18 protein-coding genes, 2 tRNA genes and 2 rRNA genes are annotated in these 25,076 nt (G+C 51.4%); 11 read left to right on the forward strand and 11 right to left on the reverse strand.

Annotated features, from left to right (window positions below):
* From VHA_RS01190 to VHA_RS01215, 6 genes are all read right to left on the reverse strand, one after another.
* Positions 1-1,312: ribosomal RNA gene (locus VHA_RS01190) — 23S ribosomal RNA — on the reverse strand; the annotation flags it as partial.
* A gap of 260 nt (positions 1,313-1,572) precedes the next feature.
* Positions 1,573-1,648: transfer RNA gene (locus VHA_RS01195), tRNA-Ala, on the reverse strand.
* Between the two features lie 54 nt (positions 1,649-1,702).
* Positions 1,703-1,779, reverse strand: a tRNA-Ile gene (locus VHA_RS01200).
* 150 nt (positions 1,780-1,929) lie between these two features.
* Positions 1,930-3,481: ribosomal RNA gene (locus VHA_RS01205) — 16S ribosomal RNA — on the reverse strand.
* A gap of 561 nt (positions 3,482-4,042) precedes the next feature.
* Positions 4,043-5,677, reverse strand: coding sequence for a chaperonin GroEL (gene groL, locus VHA_RS01210; RefSeq protein ID WP_005501033.1), 1,635 nt, complete (start codon positions 5,675-5,677; stop codon positions 4,043-4,045).
* Positions 5,678-5,718: 41 nt separating this feature from the next.
* On the reverse strand, positions 5,719-6,009 hold the full coding sequence (locus tag VHA_RS01215; protein WP_002541974.1) for a co-chaperone GroES: 291 nt from the start codon (positions 6,007-6,009) through the stop codon (positions 5,719-5,721).
* A gap of 316 nt (positions 6,010-6,325) precedes the next feature.
* Between VHA_RS01215 and VHA_RS01220 the strand changes: the two genes are divergently transcribed.
* A complete protein-coding gene (locus VHA_RS01220; protein WP_005501034.1) occupies positions 6,326-7,669 on the forward strand; it encodes an MATE family efflux transporter in 1,344 nt (447 codons plus the stop codon).
* Between the two features lie 5 nt (positions 7,670-7,674).
* Here VHA_RS01220 and VHA_RS01225 read toward each other — a convergent pair whose 3' ends face one another.
* From VHA_RS01225 to VHA_RS01240, 4 genes are read right to left on the reverse strand one after another with little or no spacing between them, the layout of a single operon-like run.
* On the reverse strand, positions 7,675-8,139 hold the full coding sequence (locus tag VHA_RS01225; RefSeq protein WP_005501035.1) for a MarR family winged helix-turn-helix transcriptional regulator: 465 nt from the start codon (positions 8,137-8,139) through the stop codon (positions 7,675-7,677).
* A 36-nt stretch (positions 8,140-8,175) separates the two neighbouring features.
* The gene (locus VHA_RS01230; RefSeq protein ID WP_005501036.1) at positions 8,176-9,477 is read right to left on the reverse strand and encodes a TRAP transporter large permease; all 1,302 of its coding nucleotides are present in this window, start codon (positions 9,475-9,477) and stop codon (positions 8,176-8,178) included.
* Entirely contained in the window at positions 9,477-9,980 is a 504-nt protein-coding gene (locus VHA_RS01235) for a TRAP transporter small permease (protein ID WP_005501037.1), read from the reverse strand. Before VHA_RS01235 ends, VHA_RS01230 begins: the two co-directional genes overlap by 1 nt.
* 5 nt (positions 9,981-9,985) lie before the next feature.
* The gene (locus VHA_RS01240; RefSeq protein ID WP_005501038.1) at positions 9,986-11,014 is read right to left on the reverse strand and encodes a TRAP transporter substrate-binding protein; all 1,029 of its coding nucleotides are present in this window, start codon (positions 11,012-11,014) and stop codon (positions 9,986-9,988) included.
* Between the two features lie 253 nt (positions 11,015-11,267).
* Between VHA_RS01240 and VHA_RS01245 the strand changes: the two genes are divergently transcribed.
* The 4 genes from VHA_RS01245 to VHA_RS01260 are packed head-to-tail and all read left to right on the forward strand — an operon-like array spanning position 11,268 to position 16,005.
* Positions 11,268-12,404, forward strand: a complete 1,137-nt coding sequence (locus tag VHA_RS01245; RefSeq protein WP_005501039.1) for a homogentisate 1,2-dioxygenase — start codon at positions 11,268-11,270, stop codon at positions 12,402-12,404.
* An 18-nt stretch (positions 12,405-12,422) separates the two neighbouring features.
* Positions 12,423-13,406, forward strand: a complete 984-nt coding sequence (locus VHA_RS01250; RefSeq protein ID WP_005501040.1) for a fumarylacetoacetate hydrolase family protein — start codon at positions 12,423-12,425, stop codon at positions 13,404-13,406.
* 14 nt (positions 13,407-13,420) lie between these two features.
* Positions 13,421-14,041: a maleylacetoacetate isomerase gene (gene maiA / locus VHA_RS01255; protein ID WP_005501041.1), complete on the forward strand. Its 621-nt coding sequence runs from the start codon at positions 13,421-13,423 to the stop codon at positions 14,039-14,041.
* Positions 14,042-14,049: 8 nt separating this feature from the next.
* Positions 14,050-16,005 (forward strand): acetoacetate--CoA ligase, encoded by a 1,956-nt coding sequence (locus VHA_RS01260; RefSeq protein ID WP_005501043.1) that lies wholly within the window; start codon positions 14,050-14,052, stop codon positions 16,003-16,005.
* 10 nt (positions 16,006-16,015) lie between these two features.
* Here VHA_RS01260 and VHA_RS01265 read toward each other — a convergent pair whose 3' ends face one another.
* Positions 16,016-16,519 (reverse strand): FxsA family protein, encoded by a 504-nt coding sequence (locus tag VHA_RS01265; RefSeq protein WP_005501045.1) that lies wholly within the window; start codon positions 16,517-16,519, stop codon positions 16,016-16,018.
* Between the two features lie 378 nt (positions 16,520-16,897).
* On the opposite strand from VHA_RS01265, the gene aspA reads away from it, so the two are divergent.
* The 6 genes from aspA (at position 16,898) to VHA_RS01295 (ending at position 24,942) form a co-directional block, all read left to right on the forward strand.
* A complete protein-coding gene (gene aspA, locus VHA_RS01270; RefSeq protein WP_005501046.1) occupies positions 16,898-18,358 on the forward strand; it encodes an aspartate ammonia-lyase in 1,461 nt (486 codons plus the stop codon).
* 200 nt (positions 18,359-18,558) lie between these two features.
* Positions 18,559-19,866 (forward strand): anaerobic C4-dicarboxylate transporter, encoded by a 1,308-nt coding sequence (locus tag VHA_RS01275; RefSeq protein WP_005501048.1) that lies wholly within the window; start codon positions 18,559-18,561, stop codon positions 19,864-19,866.
* A gap of 115 nt (positions 19,867-19,981) precedes the next feature.
* On the forward strand, positions 19,982-21,811 hold the full coding sequence (locus tag VHA_RS01280) for a protein-disulfide reductase DsbD (RefSeq protein WP_040527962.1): 1,830 nt from the start codon (positions 19,982-19,984) through the stop codon (positions 21,809-21,811).
* A gap of 135 nt (positions 21,812-21,946) precedes the next feature.
* Complete coding sequence (locus VHA_RS01285) at positions 21,947-22,585, forward strand: response regulator transcription factor (protein WP_005501052.1); 639 nt, start codon at positions 21,947-21,949, stop codon at positions 22,583-22,585.
* Positions 22,586-22,929: 344 nt separating this feature from the next.
* Positions 22,930-23,202, forward strand: coding sequence for a DUF4212 domain-containing protein (locus VHA_RS01290; RefSeq protein WP_005501054.1), 273 nt, complete (start codon positions 22,930-22,932; stop codon positions 23,200-23,202).
* A 12-nt stretch (positions 23,203-23,214) separates the two neighbouring features.
* A complete protein-coding gene (locus tag VHA_RS01295) occupies positions 23,215-24,942 on the forward strand; it encodes a sodium:solute symporter family protein (RefSeq protein ID WP_005501056.1) in 1,728 nt (575 codons plus the stop codon).
* Positions 24,943-25,076: the final 134 nt, after the last annotated feature.

The following is a 25,076-nucleotide window of genomic DNA, read 5'->3' on the forward strand; positions in this document are numbered from 1 at the left end:
ACGGCTTACAGAACGCTCCCCTACCCAATGTGATAAATCACACTGCCGCAGCTTCGGTGTATCGCTTAGCCCCGTTACATCTTCCGCGCAGGCCGACTCGACCAGTGAGCTATTACGCTTTCTTTAAATGATGGCTGCTTCTAAGCCAACATCCTGGCTGTCTGAGCCTTCCCACATCGTTTCCCACTTAGCGATAACTTGGGGACCTTAGCTGGCGGTCTGGGTTGTTTCCCTCTCCACGACGGACGTTAGCACCCGCCGTGTGTCTCCCGGATACTACTTACTGGTATTCGGAGTTTGCAAAGGGTTGGTAAGTCGGGATGACCCCCTAGCCTTAACAGTGCTCTACCCCCAGTAGTATTCGTCCGAGGCGCTACCTAAATAGCTTTCGGGGAGAACCAGCTATCTCCGGGTTTGATTGGCCTTTCACCCCTAGCCACAAGTCATCCGCTAATTTTTCAACATTAGTCGGTTCGGTCCTCCAATTGATGTTACTCAATCTTCAACCTGCCCATGGCTAGATCACCCGGTTTCGGGTCTACGTCATGCAACTGAACGCCCAGTTAAGACTCGGTTTCCCTACGGCTCCCCTATGCGGTTAACCTTGCTACATAACGTAAGTCGCTGACCCATTATACAAAAGGTACGCAGTCACCCTATCCCAAAGCACTCAAGCCTACTGCTTGATTTTTGAGGTTTGTCGTTGCAAACAACGCAACGACAACAGTGTGAATTCACTTCACGCTGTCACCTTCATGCTCGGATAAGCACTTTGGTGATAGGGCTCCCACTGCTTGTACGTACACGGTTTCAGGTTCTATTTCACTCCCCTCACAGGGGTTCTTTTCGCCTTTCCCTCACGGTACTGGTTCACTATCGGTCAGTCAGGAGTATTTAGCCTTGGAGGATGGTCCCCCCATCTTCAGACAAGATAACACGTGTCCCGTCTTACTCGTTTTCACTCACTGTGCGTTGTCGTGTACGGGGCTATCACCCTGTATCGCGCCACTTTCCAGTGGCTTCCACTAACTCACAATCAGCTTAAGGGCTGGTCCGGGGTCGCTCGCCGCTACTGCCGGAATCTCAATTGATTTCTTTTCCTTCGGGTACTTAGATGTTTCAGTTCCCCGAGTTCGCCTCATTAACCTATGGATTCAGTTAATGATACTTACTTATGTAAGTGGGTTTCCCCATTCGGAAATCCCAGACTCAAGTGGCTGTTACTGCCTTATCTGGGCTTATCGCAAGTTACTACGTCCTTCTTCGCCTCTGACTGCCTAGGCATCCACCGTGTACGCTTAGTCACTTAACCCTACAACCCCAAGAGGTTTCGTAGGTTCAAACAACCAAGGTGTTCATTTACATGAACGATTTCGCCGGACTCAAATTCCAAGAACACATGAATGTGTTTGGTGTTAACTCTTAAGAGTTAACCTTTGAGAACTTTTACAAACAATCTTTATTTCCGTAGAAACAAAGTTGTTTAGTCAGCTTTCCAGATTGTTAAAGAGCATGTGATGTGTTCTGTCGAACAACCACTTTTTAAATATTCTCGTAAGAACACTTAAAGCGTGGTGGAGCTAGACGGGATCGAACCGTCGACCTCTTGCATGCCATGCAAGCGCTCTCCCAGCTGAGCTATAGCCCCACATCAGTACTTAGTGATGACCAACCGCTTTCACAACACAGTGTTGGAAGTGATTGGTGGGTCTGAGTGGACTTGAACCACCGACCTCACCCTTATCAGGGGTGCGCTCTAACCACCTGAGCTACAGACCCATTCTTGTGTCTTTGGTTTCAACCACCGACCTCACCCTCTTTTATCAAGGGATTGGGGTGCTAACCACCAAAGCAACAAACACATCTAAGTATGTTCTTTTTCTTTTTGACCGTAGCAATCTGTGTGGACACTCGCATCCATAGCATCAGTAAGGAGGTGATCCAGCCCCAGGTTCCCCTAGGGCTACCTTGTTACGACTTCACCCCAGTCATGAACCACACCGTGGTAAACGCCCTCCCGTAGGTTAAGCTATCTACTTCTGGTGCAGCCCACTCCCATGGTGTGACGGGCGGTGTGTACAAGGCCCGGGAACGTATTCACCGTGGCATTCTGATCCACGATTACTAGCGATTCCGACTTCATGGAGTCGAGTTGCAGACTCCAATCCGGACTACGATGCACTTTCTGGGATTCGCTCCACCTCGCGGTCTCGCTGCCCTCTGTATGCACCATTGTAGCACGTGTGTAGCCCTACTCGTAAGGGCCATGATGACTTGACGTCGTCCCCACCTTCCTCCGGTTTATCACCGGCAGTCTCCCTGGAGTTCCCACCCGAAGTGCTGGCAAACAAGGATAAGGGTTGCGCTCGTTGCGGGACTTAACCCAACATTTCACAACACGAGCTGACGACAGCCATGCAGCACCTGTCTCTCAGTTCCCGAAGGCACACCAGAATCTCTTCCGGCTTCTGAGGATGTCAAGAGTAGGTAAGGTTCTTCGCGTTGCATCGAATTAAACCACATGCTCCACCGCTTGTGCGGGCCCCCGTCAATTCATTTGAGTTTTAATCTTGCGACCGTACTCCCCAGGCGGTCTACTTAACGCGTTAGCTCCGAAAGCCACGGTTCTAGACCACAGCCTCCAAGTAGACATCGTTTACAGCGTGGACTACCAGGGTATCTAATCCTGTTTGCTCCCCACGCTTTCGCATCTGAGCGTCAGTCTTTGTCCAGGGGGCCGCCTTCGCCACCGGTATTCCTTCAGATCTCTACGCATTTCACCGCTACACCTGAAATTCTACCCCCCTCTACAAGACTCTAGCCTGCCAGTTCAAAATGCCACTCCCAGGTTAAGCCCGGGGCTTTCACATCTTGCTTAACAGACCGCCTGCATGCGCTTTACGCCCAGTAATTCCGATTAACGCTCGCACCCTCCGTATTACCGCGGCTGCTGGCACGGAGTTAGCCGGTGCTTCTTCTGCCGCTAACGTCAAGTAACGCAGGTATTAACTACGCTACCTTCCTCACGGCTGAAAGTGCTTTACAACCCGAAGGCCTTCTTCACACACGCGGCATGGCTGCATCAGGCTTGCGCCCATTGTGCAATATTCCCCACTGCTGCCTCCCGTAGGAGTCTGGACCGTGTCTCAGTTCCAGTGTGGCTGATCATCCTCTCAAACCAGCTAGGGATCGTCGCCTTGGTGAGCCTTTACCTCACCAACCAGCTAATCCCAACTGGGCCCATCCTGACGCGAGAGGCCCGAAAGTCCCCCTCTTTGGTCCGAAGACATTATGCGGTATTAGCCACCGTTTCCAGTGGTTATCCCCCTCGTCAGGGCAGGTTCCCAGCCTTTACTCACCCGTCCGCCGCTCGCCGCCCATGAACGCACCCGAAGGATTGTTCATGTCGCTGCCGCTCGACTTGCATGTGTTAGGCCTGCCGCCAGCGTTCAATCTGAGCCATGATCAAACTCTTCAATTAGAATCTTTTCTGCCCTTCCTCACTTTGAAAAAGTGAACAAAGGCGGCTCAACGAATACTGATATAAATTGACTGTGCTCTTATTGGTTTTCACGTTTGAAAACGTGAAATCAAAACAGCTCAAGGCTGTACCAATTTGAATTGGTCACTCAGTTCGTTGATAAATCTTTTGTCTATCAATGACGAGTGCCCACACAGATTGCATAGGTCAAATTGTTAAAGAACGCTGACCGACTTGCCCGCTTTGTGAGCTGCTTGCCGTGTCGATGTGGCGCAGTATAGGGAGTTAGAATTTTATCGCAAGTACTTTTTTGAAAAAAATCACACTCTCGCGCTCAAATGTCCAAATATTACTCAAAAACAACCATCTTGATTAAAATAACTACAGACATTCACTGGTCTTTCCTTTGATGTTCTGGATTAGAGGCCATCATCCCTATTTCGAGACAACATATCGTTCTGGTGACTGTATGCCTACTGCAAGACTATAGAGTAAAGCGTATTTTGACATAAGAAAGCCCGCTTGCGCGGGCTTCTTCTGTTTCGTATGAAAACGGGATGATTACATCATGCCCATTCCACCCATGCCGCCCATGTCAGGCATTGCAGGGCCGTCTTGTTTTGGCAGTTCAGTCACCATGGCTTCAGTGGTGATCATCAGACCGGCTACAGATGCTGCAAACTGAAGTGCTGAACGGGTCACTTTAGTTGGATCTAAGATACCCATTTCAATCATGTCGCCGTATTCACCGGTTGCTGCGTTGTAGCCATAGTTACCTTCACCAGATTTAACCTGGTTCGCAACAACTGAGTCTTCATCGCCTGCGTTTAGGGCGATTTGACGGATAGGCGCTTCCATTGCACGCAGTGCAACACGGATACCCACGTTTTGTTCTTCGTTGTCACCTTTCAGGTCAGCCACTTTGCTTGCTGCGCGGATCAGTGCGACACCACCACCTGCAACCACGCCTTCTTCAACGGCTGCGCGGGTTGCGTGCAGTGCGTCTTCTACGCGGTCTTTCTTCTCTTTCATTTCAACTTCAGTTGCTGCGCCAACTTTGATGACTGCAACACCGCCTGCCAGTTTCGCAACGCGCTCTTGCAGTTTCTCTTTGTCGTAGTCTGAAGTTGCATCTTCGATTTGCTGACGGATTTGAGCAACGCGACCTTGGATAGACGCTTCGTCACCTGCGCCATCGATGATGGTGGTATTTTCTTTCGTAATCGCAACTCGCTTCGCCTGACCCAGATCTTCCAAGGTCACTTTCTCCAGCTCCATACCAATCTCTTCTGAGATAACGGTACCTGCTGTCAGGGTTGCGATGTCTTGCAGCATTGCTTTACGGCGATCACCGAAGCCAGGTGCTTTAACTGCTGCCACTTTTACGATGCCACGCATGTTGTTTACAACCAGTGTTGCCAGTGCTTCACCTTCTACGTCTTCAGCGATGATCAGCAGTGGACGTGAAGATTTCGCGACGGCTTCCAGAGTAGGCAGCAGTTCGCGGATGTTTGATACTTTTTTGTCAACCAGCAGGATGAATGGGTTTTCCAGATCAACAGAACCAGACTCTTGGTTGTTGATGAAGTATGGAGACAGGTAGCCGCGGTCAAACTGCATACCTTCAACCACATCCAGCTCGTCTTGCAGAGACTGACCTTCTTCAACAGTGATAACACCGTCGCGGCCTACTTTTTCCATCGCTTCTGCAATGATGTTACCTACAGTTTCATCAGAGTTAGCAGAAATGGTACCTACCTGTGCAATAGCCTTGGTGTCATTACACTCAACAGACAACGCTTTCAGTTGCTCAACTGCCGCAGCAACCGCTTTGTCAATACCACGCTTCAGGTCCATTGGGTTCATGCCTGCAGCAACGGCTTTCAGACCTTCGCTTACGATAGCCTGTGCCAGTACAGTTGCGGTTGTTGTACCATCACCCGCTGCGTCGTTTGCTTTAGACGCAACCTCTTTCACCATTTGTGCGCCCATGTTCTGGAATTTGTCTTCCAGCTCAATTTCACGCGCAACAGATACACCATCTTTGGTGATGGTAGGTGCACCGAAAGATTTGTCCAGAACCACATTACGGCCTTTAGGGCCCAGAGTCACTTTTACCGCGTTTGCCAGAACGTTCACACCTTCCAGCATTTTAGTGCGTGCATCATTGCCAAATTTTACGTCTTTAGCTGCCATTTCTCTCTTCCTTTATCGTATTTTCTTCAGTGAAATAGTCATTACTCAACGATAGCCATGATGTCGTTTTCAGACAGGATCAGGACTTCTTTACCGTCAATTTTTTCGGTTTTTGTGCCATAACCTTCTGAGAAAATAACCGTGTCGCCAACTTTAACGTCCAGTGGCTGCACGTTGCCGTTTTCAAGAATACGGCCTTTGCCTACCGCCAGCACAACACCACGGGTAGATTTTTCTGCAGCTGAACCCGTCAAAACGATGCCACCAGCAGATTTTGATTCAACTTCCTGGCGTTCAACGATTACTCGATCATGTAGTGGACGAATGTTCATCGGTCGTCTCCTGAATAAATGTAGTGATCCATGTGATTAGGGAATAGGAAACTGCCACACAATGCAGGTTCCGATTGTCGATCCCTGATGGACACAGGTCGCATCAAGGCTCAAGTTGGTTCGCGTATAAGAGTGGGGATGGGTAACATCAATCCCAAGGGGCAAAAAGCAATTTTTTTTGTTTTTTTACTCAATACCCTTTGCTCCATCACATTCTATCTATTAGGGTAGCCCTGCTTTTTCCATACGATACCGAAAAAGCAATACGCAACCCTATCCATTGGCCTTGTCCCGATTTGGCATAGCAGAGATTGGCATGAAGGATAAACACGGCCTGCTTTCCGGCCCCATCGACCAAACCCTGAAAAATATGACCATTCCCATGGTGTTTGGGCTGGTGGCGATCCTGGCATTTAACCTTGTTGATACCTTCTTTATTTCCCTGTTGGGGACAGACGCCCTGGCAGCAGTAAGTTTTACATTCCCAATCACGTTTGGAGTGAACTGCATCACCATGGGCATCGGGGTGGGGATATCAACCGGGGTGGCACGCTTGCTGGGGCGAAACGCCCAGACCGATGCCGCCAGGCTTTCCGGGCACGGCCTGACTCTGGCAGTAATATTAGTGATGGCGGCAAGTGCTGTGGGGGTTGCCACTATCCAACCCCTGTTTCGTACATTAGGTGCACATGCGCGTTTATTGCCGCTGATACAAGACTATATGTCGGTGTGGTATCTCACCATTCCACTGCTTGTGATTCCCATGGCAGGAAACTCTGCCATTCGCGCCACCGGGGACACCAAAACACCGGCTAAAATCATGATTGTTGCCGGCTTTATTAATGGTGTGCTCGATCCGCTGTTGATTTTTGGCCTTGGACCTGTGCCCGCCCTTGGGATAAAAGGGGCTGCGATTGCCAGTGCTATCAGCTGGGCTGGGGCATTAATCTGTGCACTTTATGTACTTATAAAAAGGGAAAGGCTGCTTACCTGGCCATCACCCGCCAAGCTGTGGCAGGACTGGAAAGATATCCTTGCTATTGGCACGCCGGCTGCAATGTCCAATGCCTTGAACCCGATTTCCGGTGCCATACTCATGGCGATGCTTGCTACTCAGGGCACGGCAGCCGTCGCTGCCTACGGTGCGGCACAACGTGTGGAATCATTGCTGTTGATTGTAATGATGGCGCTAACATCCGCACTGACTCCATTGATGGCGCAAAATTTTGGTGCCAGCAATCCTGCACGTTCGTTTGAAGCCCTGTTCCGGGCAATGCGTTTTTCTGTTCTGTTCCAGTTCATGGTATTTATCGCCATGGTGCCACTCAGTCTGCCGATTGCTGCCTTGTTCAGCCAGGAACCCGCAGTGCAGGATAAGCTATGGCATTACCTGATAGTCGTTCCGGCCAGTTATGGCATGCAGGGAGTCATGATGATGCTGGTAAGCGCACTCAATGCGATGAAAAAGCCGGTGCAGGCATTTGTCATCAACATGGTGCGTCTTTTTGTGTTGCTGTTGCCGATGGCCTGGACTGGCCGTTACTTTGACGGCGCAGAAGGCCTGTTTATCGGCATTGCTGTCGCAAACGGCATCGCGGGAGTGCTGGCTTATCTGTATGCCCTTTCCCTACGACGCAACATTCCGCTCCCTGCCCAATAGCCGCTTCAGCCATCCTCGCCCTGATCCGCTAATTGGCGTGTTCGTTGCTGGAGTGCATCAAGAGCCTGATACAAATCGCGGTATTGGGATCCTGTCAGGCCATCCAGCATGGCGCGCTCCCATTCCAGTACCCGCGGTACAATGCTGTCATAAAGCGCCTTGCCATCGTCAGTCAACCCGACCAGCGCTGCACGCTGATCAGTGGCATGGGCGACACGTTCTACCCAGCCACGATCTTCCAGACGGGACAAAATACGGGAAACTTTGACCTTATCCAGACTGGTTTCACGGGCCAGATCCCTCGACATCACACCATCACGGGCTCCCAGCGATGCAATAATGCGCCATTCCGGCCGCGAGATACCAAACGCATTCTCATAAATTGCCGCCATACTGTCCGCCACTTTTTCAGCGGTTTGCACCAACTTATAGGGAAGGAAATTGTCGAGAGAAAGATCAGGCCTAACCATGAAAATCGAGAATCCTTTTACTGCATGAACGCTTCGTCAGGCATAAAGCCAGTGCGGAAGTGCCAGCGAAATGGCCGGAATAAAGGCGATGAGCGCCAGCCGAACCATATCTGCAACCCAAAAAGGGACGATACCACGAAAGATGGTCTTCGTATTGATGTCTTTTACTACCCCTGAGAGCACAAACACATTCATGCCCACTGGAGGAGTAATAAGGCTGATTTCCGTCACCACGACTACCAGAATACCAAACCAAATCAGGTCAAAACCCAGACTTTGCACCAAAGGAAAGAAAATAGGCACGGTGAGCAATAACATTGACATGCTTTCAAACACACAGCCCAGCAGCAAATAAACCAGCACAATGATCGCCATCACGGCAAGTGGAGAAAGCTCCATGCCGGTGACCCACATCAAGAGAGCATCTGTAAACCCGGCACGGTTGATAAAATTGGAGAATATCAGCGCCGATATCACCACACTGAACAGTACAGAAGAAGTGATGGCTGTCTCTACCAATACTTCTTTCAAAACGGGCATATTGAGCTGACGTTTGAGCAAGGCAATCACAAACGCCCCTGCCGCACCAATACCCGCCGCTTCTGTCGGTGTGAAAACACCGGCATAGATACCGCCCATCACCAGAACAAACAGCGCCAGTGTAGATAACACACCTTTGAGTGCATCAAATCGCTCCGGCCAGCTCAATGCCTGTAATGGCGGGGCACTTTCCGGATCGCGGGATACCACCCACCGCACCGCCAGCAAATAAAGAGCCACACCAAGCAATCCCGGAACTAAACCCGCGGCAAAGAGCTCGCGGATACTGCTTTCTGTTAACAGCCCATACACCACCAGCATCACACTCGGGGGAATGAGGATACCCAGCGTGCCGCCCGCTGCAATCGAGGCTGAAGCCAGAGAATCACGGTAACCGTATTGGCGCATCGGCGGCATCGCCACTTTTGACATCGTGGCCGCCGTTGCCAGACTGGAGCCGCAGATCGCAGAAAAACCGCCGCATGCCAGAATAGTCGCCATCGATAAGCCGCCCTTGCGGTGCCCCACAAAAGCATTGGATGCCCGATACAGCTCACTGGAGATCCCTGCTTTGTTCACCAGATTCCCCATCAGGATGAAAAGTGGGATCACTGACAGGCTATAGTCCTGTCCGGTATCCACAATACGGCGTGCAGCCATAGATAACGTAGCGTTCCAGTTAAAATCAATCAGCCACGCAAAGCCGACAAATCCTACGATCCCCATGCTGTAGGCAAGCGGAACCCGCGCGAGTACCAAACAAAGAAGGACTGCAAATCCAATCAGGGTTTCCGTCATCAGTGATGCTCCGAAGGTGAAGGGGAAATAGCTGGATGGCGAAACAGCAAGGCGACAACCAGCCCCAATGCCGCAACCATAGACAGCCAGCTCATGACTGAAACGAAATAAACAAGGTAAGCAGTAGGAATGCCAAGCACATCGGTTTCATCACCGTAGCTCAGCGCGCGCCCCGCCAGTTGCCACACTTTATAGGCCACCAGCCCAAGAGCTGAAGTGCTGACGAGATTAATCACCACTTCCCTCAAACGAACCCATGACACCGGTACATGATCATCGAGCAGGTCGACACAAATATGAGCCCGGCGCCAGGTCACCAGAGGATAGGCACCAAACACAACCACTGCCAGCGTTAACTCTATAATTTCAATCCCGCCACTGAGTGGGGCATTAAAAAAATAACGACCAACAACGTCGACTGTCGTAACGGTCATCATCAACATCAGCGACAACGCCACGATACCTTCCAGCACACGACCACTAATTTGAAACAGGGCAGCCATGGCGATCACTGCCCGTTAAATGCCGCGACTTGTTCGCGGTAATAGTCAAGAGCAGCAACGGGATCCTTGATACGGCCTTCCGCCTGTTTCAGCCATTGCGCTTCAATGCCGACAGCCAGTGCTTTGGCATCAGCCACCATTTGCATGCTGGCATCAACCACAGGGGTTCCCTTGGCAAGATTATCGGCAACACCGGCAGCATCGGCATCGTCCATCATCTGACCAAACAGCCGTGAGAGTTTTTCGCCAGATACGCCCAGAATGGCTTCCCTGTCTTGATCAGATAATCCATCCAGAGTGTCCCGATTCATCAGAATACTGAAGCTACCGCGGTATAAGCCGCCCGGAAACGTGACGGTGTAAGGTGCCACTTCATTGAGGCGAAAGCTTTTCAGCGTCTCGAGTGTAAAGAAAGCACCGTCAACAACCCCTTGCGACAGCGCTTCATAAACCTTGTTGGGCGGCAATGCGACTGGCACAACGCCCATACGCTCGGCCAGTGTAGTCATCACATCCCCGGCGACCCGCATTTTTTTTCCTTTAAGATCAGCAAAGCTGTGAATGGGCTCGCGGGATATAATGGCCCCGGGGCCATGCACACCCACCGCCAACACCTCCAGTCCTCTATGTTCTTTGCCTTTTTTCAGGTGTTTATCAAATGTGCGCCAGTAAGCTACCGACGCCTCTTCTGACGACAGCGTATTGTCAAACGTTGGGATCTCTGGGAGTTTAGTGAGCTCAAAACGGCCTGGCTTAAAACCATGAAAGAACCAGGTGACATCTGCCACACCATCCAAAACCAGATCAGCCTGAGCCGGTGGCGGTCCCATGTTGTATTCCACCTTGACGTCCACCCTTCCATCGGTGGCTTCTTCAACCCATTGGCCCCACGTCGGCCAGACCATCGCGTTAATACCGTGGTTTGGCGAGGCCCAAGAGCTGATGCGAAGGGTTGTCTCGGCAGCCTGAAGAGTGAGGGAAAAGCTAAAAACGGCAACGGCCAGAGACCAGAAAATTGCTTCACATTTCCGCATGTTAACGACTCCATGTTTGTTTCAAACGCAACCAAAAAAGTTGCATTGACGTGTCCTTTCTTCAATGCACACGAACGCCGTGCACCTTTGAAATAGAAGCACAAAGACACTAAATCAGCAACATATTTTTAACATTAGCGCAAAATTATTGTTGCAATGCAGGTGATTCTGACGATACTAAAACCACAGTATAGTTTCATTTGAAACAAATCGGCATTCCGATTAATCCCATCCCCATACTCAGGAGTGAGTTATGCGTAAGTGGTTTTCATTTCCCATCACCGAAGGGAAAGCATCAAGACAAGCACATTGTGATTTACCCGAAGGAACATACGAACGTGAATGTGGCAAAGAGGGCTTTTTTGGTCCGGCCACCCATATGTACCACCAGCATGTACCGACTGGTTGGACAGAATGGGAGGGTGACCTTCGCCCCCATGCCTTCGATACCAACCGCATTGAAGCCGTTGGGGATAACCCATTAACCGCCCCGCTGTTAATGTCTAATACCGATATCAAAGTCCGTTTGTGGCGCTGTGATGCTGCGATGGAATATCTGGTCAGGAATGGGGATGGCGATGAGTGCCTGTTTATCCATCAAGGTTCCGGTTCACTATTCTGTGACTTCGGCCACCTTCGTTTTCGCGATGGGGATTACCTGATCCTGCCCCGTTCCACCAACTGGCGCATCGAACCGGATTCCCCAGTCACTATGTTGATGATCGAAGCGACTTATGGATCCTACATGTCGGCAGAGCGCGGGATCGTCGGCGATCACGCGATATTCGATCCGGCGGTATTGGAATACCCGAAGATCGATGATGCGTTTACGGCACAACAAACAGGAGATAAACCGTGGCAGGTTTACCTTAAATCACGCGATGCATTAAACCGCATTTCCTACCCGTTCAATCCGCTTGATGCAGTGGGCTGGAAAGGCAATCTCACCGTTTTCCGTCTCAATTGGCGCGATATCCGACCACTGATGAGCCACCGCTATCACCTGCCACCTTCGGCGCACATAACCTTTGTTGCCAATGGCTTTGTGATTTGCACCTTTGTCCCCCGTCCGATTGAATCCGATCCCGGTGCGCTCAAGGTGCCTTTCTATCACAACAATGACGACTATGATGAAGTGATCTTCTATCACCGGGGAGCGTTTTTCAGCCGCGATAACATCCACCCTGGCATGGTCACACTGCACCCTTGCGGCTTTCCCCATGGCCCGCATCCGAAAGCATTTGCAACGGGGGAAAAGGCTGCCAGAACTGAAACCGATGAAGTGGCCGTAATGATTGATACCCGCATGCCACTGGATTTGGGCGAAGCGGCCAAACAGACAGAGCTGGATGACTACGTACAATCCTGGCGCACCCCGCCGCGCGGATAACACCACAAGGAGAAAATGATGAAACTGGCTTCCCTGAAACACCGCCGCGACGGCAAACTGATTCTGGTCTCACGCGATCTCAGACAGGCGGTGGACGCCTCAGATATTGCCCCTACCCTACAGGATGCACTGGATGACTGGAACACGCTTTCGCCACTGTTGGATGCCCGTTATACGGCACTGAATGAAAACAGTGTTGCCGGGCATTTTGCCTTTAACCCGGCAGAGTGTGAATCGCCGTTGCCACGCGCTTTCCAATGGGCAGATGGCAGTGCCTATGTCAATCATGTCGAACTGGTGCGCAAAGCGCGCGGTGCCAACATGCCGGAGAGCTTCTGGACCGATCCCCTGATGTATCAGGGCGTTTCAGACAATTTTATCGGCCCTTACGAAGACATCGCGCTTTGCGACGAAGCCTGGGGCTGCGATTTTGAGGCCGAAGTTGCCGTCATCACCGACGATGTTGCCATGGCTACCCCCAGTGAGCACGCCGGCAGCCATATCAAACTGTTGATGCTGGTGAACGACGTCTCGCTGAGAAACCTCATTCCGGATGAGCTGGCCAAAGGCTTTGGTTTCTTCCAGTCCAAACCCGCCTCTTCTTTCTCCCCGGTTGCCGTCACACCAGACGAACTCGGTGACAGCTGGCAGGACCACAAAGTGCACCTGCCACTTACCGTTTTCTTAAACAACGAACAATTCGGCGCCCCAAACGCAGGCGTTGACATGACGTTTGATTTTGCCGCGCTGGTCGCTCATGCGGCCAAAAGCCGCCATTTAGGCGCTGGCACCATTATCGGCTCCGGTACGGTATCAAACCTCGACCGTTCCAGGGGCTCCTGTTGCATCGCAGAGCGACGGATGTTGGAAATTCTGGATCTTGGGGCACCGAAAACCCCGTTTCTGCTCTATGGTGATAGGGTCAGTATCGAGATGCATGACAGGGAAGGTCGGTCAATCTTTGGCAGGATTGACCAGCGGGTTGTCCCGTATCGGAAATGAAGGAAGCATGTGCTGTGAAGCTCTATGACTACAGTAAATCTTCGGCGTCGTACCGTGTGCGCATTGCGCTGAACCTCAAGGGGCTGGCGTATCAGTCGCATGCCATCTCCTTGCTGGATGGCGAACAACGTGATGACGCGTATCTGGTCCTGAACCCAACAGGACTGGTTCCCACGCTGATTGATAACGGTAAGGTCCTGACCCAGTCGCTGGCTATCATCGAGTATCTGGAGGAGGTTTATCCTTCTCCGGCACTCTTACCTGCCGGTCACGTGGCCCGGGCAACATGCCGTGCACTTGCCCTCGACATCGCCTGCGATATCCACCCACTCAACAATCTGCGGGTACTCAAACACCTCACAGGCTCCCTGAGCCACAGTGAGGATGAAAAACTGGCGTGGTACCTGCACTGGCTGAAAACCGGGTTGGCGTCGCTCGAGAAAAAACTGGTAAGCGGACACACCGCCTTTTGTTGTGACAGCACCCCCACCCTTGCCGATATTTGTCTGGTCCCCCAATTGTTTAACGCTCGCCGCTTTTCACTCGATCTGACGCCTTACCCCACACTGACAGAAATAGAACAGCGCTGTCAGGCATTACCTGCCTTCGAGCGCGCGCACCCGGACAATGTGTAGGAGACAGTATGTCGCAGCATCTTCTTTGGCAACCCAGCGCATCACGCATCGCCAACGCCAACCTCACCCACTTCATCCAAAAAGTGAACCAGCAATATGCGCTAAACCTGACCGATTACAGCCAGCTTTATGACTGGTCGGTAAAACACTCGGAGGCATTCTGGGAGGCCCTGTGGGATTTTTCCTCTGTGGTTGGTGAGCGAGGAAACCGCGTGATCGCCCGCCCAGAGCGAGAGCCCAACAAAAACAGTGTCTGGTTCCCGGATGCCAGCATCAACTTTGCCGAAAACGTAATGCGATGGGCGAAAGAGATGCAGGACCAGGACGCTATCGTGTTTTCCGGCGAAGAGGAATCCGCCACCCATCTGTCCTGGGGAGAGCTCGAGCGTCAAGTCAGTGCCATCTCCGCGTATCTGAAAGCGTGTGGCGTTAAAAAAGGCGATGTGGTGGCAGGTTACTTGCCCAACATCGCAGAAACCGTGATCGCCATGCTCGCCACATCGTCACTTGGCGCAATATGGACGTCCACCTCACCAGATTTCGGGATCGACAGCGTACTCGACCGCTTCGGTCAGACCCAACCGAAAGTGCTCTTCACCACAGACGGTTACCGCTATAACGGAAAAACTCACGACAACCTCACCAAAGCGCGTGCGGTACGTGACAGCGTGGAAAACATCACTCATATGGTGGTGATCCCTTATGTGGGCGGCATCGCACCACACAGTGATGAAACCTGCTGGAATGCCATCATTTCCAGACCGGCTGAGCCCTTGACCTTTACCCGTGTCGGGTTTAACGACCCCATGTACGTGCTTTACTCTTCCGGCACCACAGGCAAGCCCAAATGCATTATCCACAGTGTCGGCGGGATGCTGCTGAATCACCTTAAAGAGCACCAGCTGCATTCTGATGTGAAATGTGGTGACCGCATGTTCTATTTCACTACCTGTGGCTGGATGATGTGGAACTGGCTTGCCAGTGGCCTGCTGAGCGGCGCAACGCTGGTACTGTTTGATGGCTCACCGTTTTACCCGGATGCCGGTGTGCTCTGGCGTTTAACGGATGCACACCAGGTCACACTGTTTGGCACGTCCGCCAAATATATTGAAGCGCTGGAAAAACACCAATACAGCCCAATGGACACCCACAACCTGTCGTCACTCCGCGCACTCTGCTCAACCGGTTCAGTGCTGGCCCCAGAACAGTTCGACTGGGTCTACAACCACGTAAAACAGGACATGCAACTCAGCTCCATTGCCGGCGGTACTGACATCTGTGGCTGCTTTGTGCTGGGCAGTCCCATCTCGCCGGTCTATCGTGCTCAGAGTCAGGTCCGTGGGCTGGGGATGGATGTGAACGTGTTCGACAATCAGGGCCATCCGGTACAGGAAGAGAAAGGTGAACTGGTCTGTTGCAACAGTTTCCCAAACCAGCCAGCCGGATTTTGGAATGATGCTGATGGCACCCGCTACTACAAAGCCTACTGGGACAAGATTAAGGATATCTGGTTTCACGGCGATTATGTCGAACTCACGCCTGAAGGTGGCATGGTCTTCTTCGGGCGATCAGATGCCATCCTAAACCCGGGAGGGGTGCGCATTGGCACGGCAGAAATCTATCGTCACGTCAACCAGCTGGATGACGTGCTCGATGCGGTGGTAATAGGGCAAGAATGGCTAAACGATGTGCGTGTCGTGCTGTTTGTGAAACTCAGGCCAGACGTCGAGCTTACCGATAATCTGGCGCGGCATATCCGCAATACTATCCGTACCAGCTGTACCCCTCGCCACGTGCCTGCAAAGATCCTGCGTGTCACCGACATACCACGCACCAAATCCGGAAAACTGGCAGAGCTGGCCGTGCGTGATGTGGTGCATGGCCGGGCCGTCGCCCAGATCAGTGCGCTGGATAATCCCCAATCCCTGGAACAATACAAAGGGCGACCTGAACTTCAGGAATAACTAAGGTGTGTCAATTCAGGCGATCACGGTCTTCATCTTTACGCTGGAATTCTCCTTCAAAGGTATTTCCACTGTCACCCGGTCCTTGGTGTGGGCCGCGGTTGAACGGGTCTTGTCCGAATGGGCCTTGCTGGCCGCCAAACCCGCGCTGGAATCCACCCACTTTCATCCGGCCCAAAAACTGTTTGGCCAGCCACGCACGCGGCCAGGGCAGAAGTACCACCATGCCCATGGCATCGGTCATAAAACCCGGCGTTAACAGAAGGACACCCGCCACGGCTAACATCACCCCTTCAATGATTTGTTGTGCTGGCAATTCTCCCTTATTCAGTCGCTGTTGCACGGTCAACAGGGTCTGCAAGCCCTGACTGCGCACCAGTGACGCCCCGATCACAGCAGTTAGTATGATCAATGCCACCGTCGGCCAAAGCCCCAATACACCACCCACCTGTATAAACAGGGCGATTTCGATAACGGGCACGGTAATGAACATCAACAACAAGATTGGAAACACAACAAAACCTCATAATGGTGTCGAAGAAACATGGTAACACTTCTGGTACACGATGCACTCGACAGGTTGGGTATTTCCCTTCGACAACACGCAGGAGGGCAGGAAGATAGATACTCAAGTAACCTGACTGATTAACCCAATAAGAAACAAAGACAAATAAGAACTCTGACGATCCTTATCACAGTTTTATGCAAATCGTCCCCCTTTGCTTTGATTGGTGATCTTTCTCATGTTTTTGCCAGGGAGGACGGGTAAAATCATCCAGCATAAACAGGGTGTAAAACACCACTCACCCAGCCATAATCTCTGATGAATGGACTCTACAGCGAAATTATTGGCTACAGAATAACCAGTTCATATTTCATTTAGGGCCAAATCATGTCTCAGACGATTGATTTCGAAAATAACTTGACTACCTCTCATTTAGCAACTCGTATCGAAGAAGATCTGCTTGGTCAACGCCAGGTGCCGGCTGACGCGTATTACGGCATCCATACTCTTCGTGCGATCGAAAACTTCAATATCTCCCGTACCACGATTTCCGATGTGCCAGAGTTTGTACGCGGCATGGTGTTCACCAAAAAAGCGGCAGCAATGGCGAACAAAGAACTGGGGGTAATTCCAGCGGAAATCGGTGATTACATCATCAAAGCGTGTGATGTGATTCTGGAAACCGGCAAATGCATGGACCAGTTCCCGTCTGACGTTTATCAGGGCGGTGCAGGCACTTCTGTGAACATGAACGCGAACGAAGTGATCGCCAACCTGGCACTGGAGCTGATGGGTAAACAAAAGGGTGAATACGACGTTATCAACCCGAACGACCACGTGAACAAGAGCCAGTCCACCAACTGTGCCTACCCAACCGGTTTCCGTATTGCGGTGTACAACAGCATCATGAAGCTGATCGAGTCTATCGAGTACCTGCAAAACGAATTTGACGCGAAAGCAACCGAGTTCAAAGGCATTCTGAAAATGGGCCGCACCCAGCTTCAGGACGCCGTGCCAATGACTGTGGGCCAGGAATTCCACGCGTTTGCGGTGCTGTTGAAAGAAGAAATCAAGAACCTGAAATACACCTCTGCACTCCTGCTGGAAGTCAACCTGGGCGCAACCGCTATCGGTACAGGACTGAACGCAGCGGCAGGCTACCAGCAACTGGCGGTTCAACGCCTGGCAGAAGTCACTGGCCTGAACTGCACCCCAGCAGAAGACCTGATTGAAGCAACCTCTGACTGTGGCGCATACGTGATGGTTCACGGTGCCCTGAAACGCCTGGCGGTGAAACTGTCTAAGATCTGTAATGACCTGCGTCTGCTGTCATCCGGTCCTCGTGCTGGCTTTAACGAAATCAACCTGCCAGAAATGCAGGCGGGTTCTTCTATCATGCCAGCAAAAGTTAACCCGGTTATTCCAGAAGTGGTAAACCAGGTATGCTTCAAGGTTATCGGTAACGACACCACCGTGACTTTCGCAGCAGAAGCAGGCCAACTGCAGCTGAACGTGATGGAACCCGTGATTGGCCAGGCATTGTTCGAGTCTATCGAAATCCTCTCTAACGCCTGTGTGAACCTGGGCGAGAAGTGCGTGAACGGCATCACTGTGAACAAAGAGATCTGTGAAGCGTTCGTTTACAACTCTATCGGTATCGTGACCTACCTGAACCCGTTCATCGGCCACCACGAAGGTGATATTGTTGGTAAGATTTGTGCGGAAACCGGCAAGAGCGTGCGTGAAGTTGTGCTGGAGCGTGGTTTGCTGACCGAAGAACAGCTCGACGATATCTTCTCTGTCGAAAACCTGATGCACCCACAATACAAAGCAAAACGCTATAACTAATTCGTCAGAATGGGTACCCATTACGGGTACCCTTTTCTGTTTCTTTGTCTGGATGTTGTCTACACCGGGCGTTAAAAGCCCAAACGAAGGTACTGTTTCACCACTCATTGCGCCTTAATTACCCTTTTTCAAGGGAAGAAGTACACTGGGACAGTGGCTCCGTTTGGTTTTTCTAAATTAGTCTTGAACAGGAGTTACCCATGGTAGCAGTAGAGTTGTTCGTCGTTCTTGCGTTTATCTATCTGGGCGCACGGATTGGCGGTATCGGTATCGGTTTAGCCGGTGGTGCGGGCGTAATCGCCCTTTCGTTGTTTTTGGGCATGCCCACCAACCAAAGTTACATCCCTATCGACGTGATCCTTATCATCATGTCCGTGATCACCGCCATCGCTGCCATGCAAGTGGCAGGTGGTATGGACTGGTTGGTTGAGAAAGCCGAAGACTTCCTGCGTAAAAACCCGAAACAAATTACCTTTTACGCGCCAATTGTTACTTACCTGATGACCCTGATGGCCGGTACGGGCCACACCGCATTCTCAACCCTGCCGGTGATTGCGGAAGTGGCGAAGGAGCAAGGCATCCGCCCATCACGCCCACTCTCTATCGCGGTGGTTGCATCTCAAATTGCGATCACGGCGTCGCCAATCTCTGCGGCGGTGGTGTTCTTCTCCGGTATTCTCGAGCCATTGGGTATTGGCTATCTCACCCTGCTGGCAATCTGTATCCCAACCACGTTTGCGGCCTGCATGATCGGTGCATTTATTGCCAATTTCATGGGTTGTGAACTGAAAGACGACCCGATTTATCAGGAACGTTTAGCAAAAGGCCTGATCAAGCTGAAAGGCACAGAAAAACGCGAAATCGCGCCAACAGCGAAAACCGCCACCTACATTTTCCTCGGGGCAATTTTACTGGTGGTGGCCTACGCAGCGGCAATTTCTGGCTCCGTTGGCCTGATTGAAAATCCGGCCCTTGGCCGTAACGAAGCGATCATGACCTTTATGCTGGCAGCAGCAGCATTGATTGTGGCAACCACGAAAATCGACGCATCCAAAATCCCGTCAGCACCCACTTTCCGCTCAGGCATGACAGCGTGTGTGTGTGTGCTGGGTGTAGCCTGGTTAGGTTCTACCTTCGTTAACGCGCACGTTGAAGGCATCAAGGAAGTGGCGGGCACCCTGCTGTCAGACTATCCATGGATGCTGGCATTGGTACTCTTCTTTGCCTCGATGCTGCTTTACTCACAAGGTGCAACCACGGTGGCACTGATGCCGGCAGCGCTGGCGATTGGTGTCGCACCGCTGACCGCGATTGCCTCTTTTGCTGCAGTCAGTGCACTGTTTGTCCTGCCAACGTACCCAACACTGCTGGCAGCCGTGGAAATGGACGATACCGGTTCCACCCGCATCGGTAACCTGGTATTCAACCACCCCTTCTTTATCCCGGGTGTAGTGACCATTTTCACTTCGGTTGCACTGGGTTTTGTGGTTGGCGGCATTGTGCTGTAACCCATTGAATTAACGATAGGGGCGCGTCGGCGCCCCTTTTTGTTTTTGAAACGAATTCCGGCTTTCCCGGTCTCAGTGGTATAGTTCGAATATTGTTCATAAATCCACCTGATTGATGAAGGCCATGTTGAAAATAGGCTCACGACTTTTTACGGTTTTTACCTTGGCGCTGATGAGCGCCCTGCCCACCAAGGCTGAATTCACCCTTTTCGATGCTCCAGCACCGACAGCAAGTAATGCCCCGACGTTTGTTCCCGTCGATCAGGCATTTCCGTTTAATTTCACCCAACAAGGTAACCGGGTTTACCTCGATTGGCAGGTGACACCAGGCTACTACCTCTATGAAGATAAAATTGAGGTAGTGCCCAGTGACAACGCAAAAACCGGTGTATTGGAAATGCGCCGCGGCCAGCCTTATAACGATGAATTTTTCGGCCAGGTTTCGATTTTCAAAAAACCGCTGACCGTGACAGTACCGATTCTTGCAGCAACCGATGAATCTATCCTGAGGGTGACTTATCAAGGCTGCGCAGAAGCAGGGTTTTGTTATCCCCCAGAAACCGTCACTGTCCCCTTGATTGCTGTCTCAGAAGGCTCCGCTATACCGCCTGCATCAGGTTTATCTTCTTCTGTTGGTTCAGTCATCGCAGAGCCGGTAAAAGCCCCCTCTCCTGACAGCAACAGCAGTTCAACCAAGGTTGGCAGCCTTGCTGAAAACTGGTGGCAACCGCTGCTGTTTTTAGGCTTGGGTATTGGCCTTGCTTTCACACCGTGCGTGCTGCCGATGTACCCGATCCTGACCGGTATTGTGCTGGGTGGGGGTAAGAAAACCCACGGCCAGACCTTCCGTCTTTCCATGCTTTACGTACAGGGCATGGCGCTGACTTACACCCTGTTGGGGCTGGTAGTGGCGTCAGCCGGTTTGCAGTTTCAGGCAGCCTTCCAGCACCCTTATGTGCTGATTGGCCTGAGTGCGCTGTTTGTGTTGCTGGCGATGTCGATGTTTGGGGTATTTACCCTCCAGCTGCCGGCAAACCTGCAAACCAGGCTGAGTGAAATCAGCAACCAGCAGAAAGGGGGCAGCAACCTTGGCGTGTTCACCATGGGGGCGATTTCAGGCCTGATTTGCTCACCCTGTACTACAGCGCCGCTGTCTGGCGCACTTTTGTATGTGGCGCAAAGTGGCGATCTCGTAACCGGAGCAGTGACCCTCTATGCACTGGCACTGGGGATGGGTATTCCTCTGATTATCGCGGCAATGTTTGGCAACCGGCTGCTGCCAAAGGCGGGAGCCTGGATGAACAGGGTTAAAACGTTTTTCGGCTTAGTGTTGCTAGCCGCCCCTATTTTCCTGCTGGAACGCTTGTTGCCGGAAACGATCAGCGTGTGGCTGTGGGCTACGTGGATGCTGATCTCGCTCAGCTGGGTGTATCATATCAGCCGTACATTACAACCGGGAAAACTGGCCAGCACACTGGGGATCATTGCGATTCTCGGACTGAGTAGCGGCGCGGTGTATACCTATAACGCCATGTTTACACCAGCAGCCAAAGCTGACGTCCCTTCCGTTGAATTTATCAGGATTGCCAACATTGATGATCTCAACCGCGAGCTGGCTGCCGCTAAATTGGCAGGCAAACCGGTAATGCTGGATTTCTATGCTGACTGGTGCGTGGCATGTAAGGAATTCGAGAAATATACGTTTCACGATGCCAACGTGGCACCGGCGCTGACAAACTTTGTGCTGCTTCAGGCAGACGTCACTGACAACCGTCCGCAGGACATCAAGATGCTGACAGCACTCAACGTGCTGGGTTTGCCTACAATTGATTTCTGGGATGCTAACGGAACTCCTCTTCCTAAAGCCCGTCTGACCGGTTTTATGGAAGCCAAACCCTTTATGTTACATCTTGAACAAAATCAGTTGATTAACAAACAGGGCTAATTGCACACAAACTTGATCCCCCCGACATTGCCCACAAATGGTGGGGGATCAAGCTCTTACTTCCTACTTATGCAAATTGATCAATCCTCACCCGGGTGGTAGCGTTTTTGTTAAATAGGTATTAATGACATTGCCATGGACGCTCAATACACCATTGTCATCGCTGACGATCACCCCTTATTCCGCAATGCACTGTTTCAGTCCGTGCATATGGCTATCAGTGGTGCCAATTTGCTGGAAGCAGACTCCCTCGACAGCCTGACGGCCCTGCTGGAAAAAGAACCCGATATCGATTTGCTGCTACTGGATCTGAAAATGCCCGGTGCTAACGGTATGTCCGGCCTTATCCACCTTCGCGTCCAGTACCCTGAACTGCCCATTGTGGTCATTTCTGCCAACGAAGAAACCTGTGTGATCCGCCAGGTCAAAGCCAATGGGGCTATAGGTTTTATTCCGAAATCCAGTGACATGCGGGAACTGATCAACAGCCTCAACCATGTACTGGAAGGCGATACCTGTTTTCCACCTGGTATCGATCTCAGTGATAATGGCGACGAAGAGTCCCTGATGGACAAGATTTCGTCCCTCACCCCCCAACAATACAAAGTGCTCAACATGCTCAATGATGGCCTGTTGAACAAGCAAATTGCCTATGAGCTGGATGTGTCCGAAGCCACCATCAAAGCCCACATGACAGCCATTTTCCGTAAACTGGGGGTTAAAAACCGCACGCAGGCAGTGATTCTCCTTCAACAAATGGACCCCAACGCATAATCAGTCCTGTATGGGCAGATCCATTGGACAGTCAACATCTATGCATGTCTTTTTCTCTCTGCACGATCTTTGACACTTTATCACCACGCCAATTGCAAACCTTACACTCCGTACTTTGAACAGTAACAATCGCTCATTATCTCCTTAGCCGAAAACTTATTAGACCTTTGTCTAGCTTAACATTTTATTAACAAGCAATTTCCTTGTCTTAAATCACAGAAATCCACTAATAGCAGACAGTTAGGCCCACCTCCCGCTCGACTAAAGTTGCAGTGTTTCCCAGTCACTTGGCTGCTATTGTCGAAGCGTAACAATCCGTTAACTCGTCACTCAAGGAGATGGTGATGTCTGAGGAACAAAAACAAGATAACGCCAAAGCCTATTGGCAAAAAAACGTCAGGCTGATGATTTATCTGCTGGCAGTGTGGTTCGTGGTGTCGTTTGGATGCGGCATCTTATTTGTAGAACAACTTAATGAAATTCGTATCGGCGGCTACAAGCTGGGCTTCTGGTTCGCACAACAGGGGTCAATTTATACCTTCTTGGCCATCATTTTTATTTACGCATTCCAGATGCGCAAACTCGACAAAGAGTTTGGCGTCGATGATGACGAGTAAGGAGCCGTAGTCATGGATTTGAAAACCGTTACTTACCTTGTCGTAGGTTTCACATTCGTTCTCTATATTGGGATCGCAATTTGGGCCCGCGCAGGTTCAACCAAAGAGTTCTATGTTGCAGGCGGCGGTGTAAACCCAGTCGCAAACGGCATGGCAACAGCCGCTGACTGGATGTCAGCAGCATCATTTATTTCAATGGCCGGCCTGATTGGCTTTATGGGATACGGCGGTTCGGTATTTCTGATGGGCTGGACAGGCGGTTACGTACTCCTGGCACTGTTGCTGGCACCTTACTTGCGCAAGTTTGGTAAGTTCACTGTGCCTGAATTCATCGGTGAGCGTTTCTACTCGAACACCGCGCGTGTGGTTGCCGTCATCTGTCTTATCATCGCATCGGTCACGTACGTTATCGGTCAGATGAAAGGGGTAGGCGTCGCATTTGGCCGCTTTCTGGAAGTGGACTATGCAACTGGCCTTTACATCGGTATGGCAATCGTATTCATGTACGCGGTACTTGGCGGCATGAAAGGCATCACCTATACCCAGATTGCACAGTACTGCGTACTTATCTTGGCATACACAGTTCCTGCGATCTTTATCTCGCTGCAACTGACCGGCCACCCACTGCCACAAATTGGCCTTGGCAGCACCATATCAGGCACAGACACCTACCTGCTCGACAGGCTGGATCAGGTAGTGACCGAACTTGGCTTTAGCGAATACACCACATCGGTGCGTGGTGACACCCTCAACATGTTTGCCTACACCATGTCCCTGATGATCGGTACTGCTGGTCTGCCTCACGTTATCATCCGTTTCTTTACGGTACCGAAAGTCCGTGATGCGCGCATTTCTGCGGGCTGGGCACTGTTCTTCATCGCCATTTTGTACACCACCGCGCCAGCCGTTGCTGCGATGGCACGTCTGAACCTGATGGATACTGTTAACCCAGCACCAGGTCAGCACCTTGCATATGACGAGCGTCCAGCCTGGTTTAAGAACTGGGAGAAAACGGGCCTGCTTGGCTTTGATGACAAAAACAATGACGGTAAGATCAACTACACCTCAGATGCCACAACCAACGAACTGAAAGTTGACCGTGACATCATGGTGCTGGCAAATCCTGAAATTGCCAAACTGCCTAACTGGGTTATCGCGCTGGTTGCAGCCGGTGGTCTGGCAGCAGCACTGTCAACGGCGGCGGGCTTGCTGCTGGCGATCTCCTCGGCAGTATCGCACGACTTGTTAAAAGGGGTGTTCAAGCCAGATATTTCAGAGAAAAACGAGTTAATGGCAAGCCGGATTGCCATGGCCGTGGCGATTGCCTTTGCAGGCTACCTCGGCCTGCACCCACCGGGCTTCGCTGCCGGTACGGTCGCCCTCGCCTTCGGTCTGGCAGCATCGTCTATCTTCCCGGCACTGATGATGGGTATCTTCTCGAAGTCCATTAACAAGGAAGGGGCAATTGCCGGTATGATTGCAGGTATCACCATTACCCTGTTCTATGTCTTCCAGCACAAAGGCATCCTGTTTATTGCGGACTGGAAATATCTGGAAAGCTGGGGCAGCGACTGGTTCCTGGGCATTGAGCCTAACGCATTCGGGGCCGTCGGGGCTGTGGTTAACTTCGCTGTTGCAACGGTCGTTTCACGTGTAACAGAAGAAACACCACAACACGTGAAAGATCTGGTTGAGCACGTACGTATCCCGGGCGGTGCGGGCGAAGCACAAGACCACTAACCCTTAACGTTGAGCACTTCGATAAGAGCGTCACGTTAACGCGAAAAAGCCCCGTCCAGGGGCTTTTTTATCCTCCGGGTACTGCCTCTCTGTGGTATGTTACCCCTAGCCCAAGGACGAGAACAAACTCTTTA

This window comes from Grimontia hollisae CIP 101886 (assembly GCF_000176515.1).
Taxonomy (GTDB): Bacteria; Pseudomonadota; Gammaproteobacteria; order Enterobacterales; family Vibrionaceae; genus Enterovibrio; species Enterovibrio hollisae.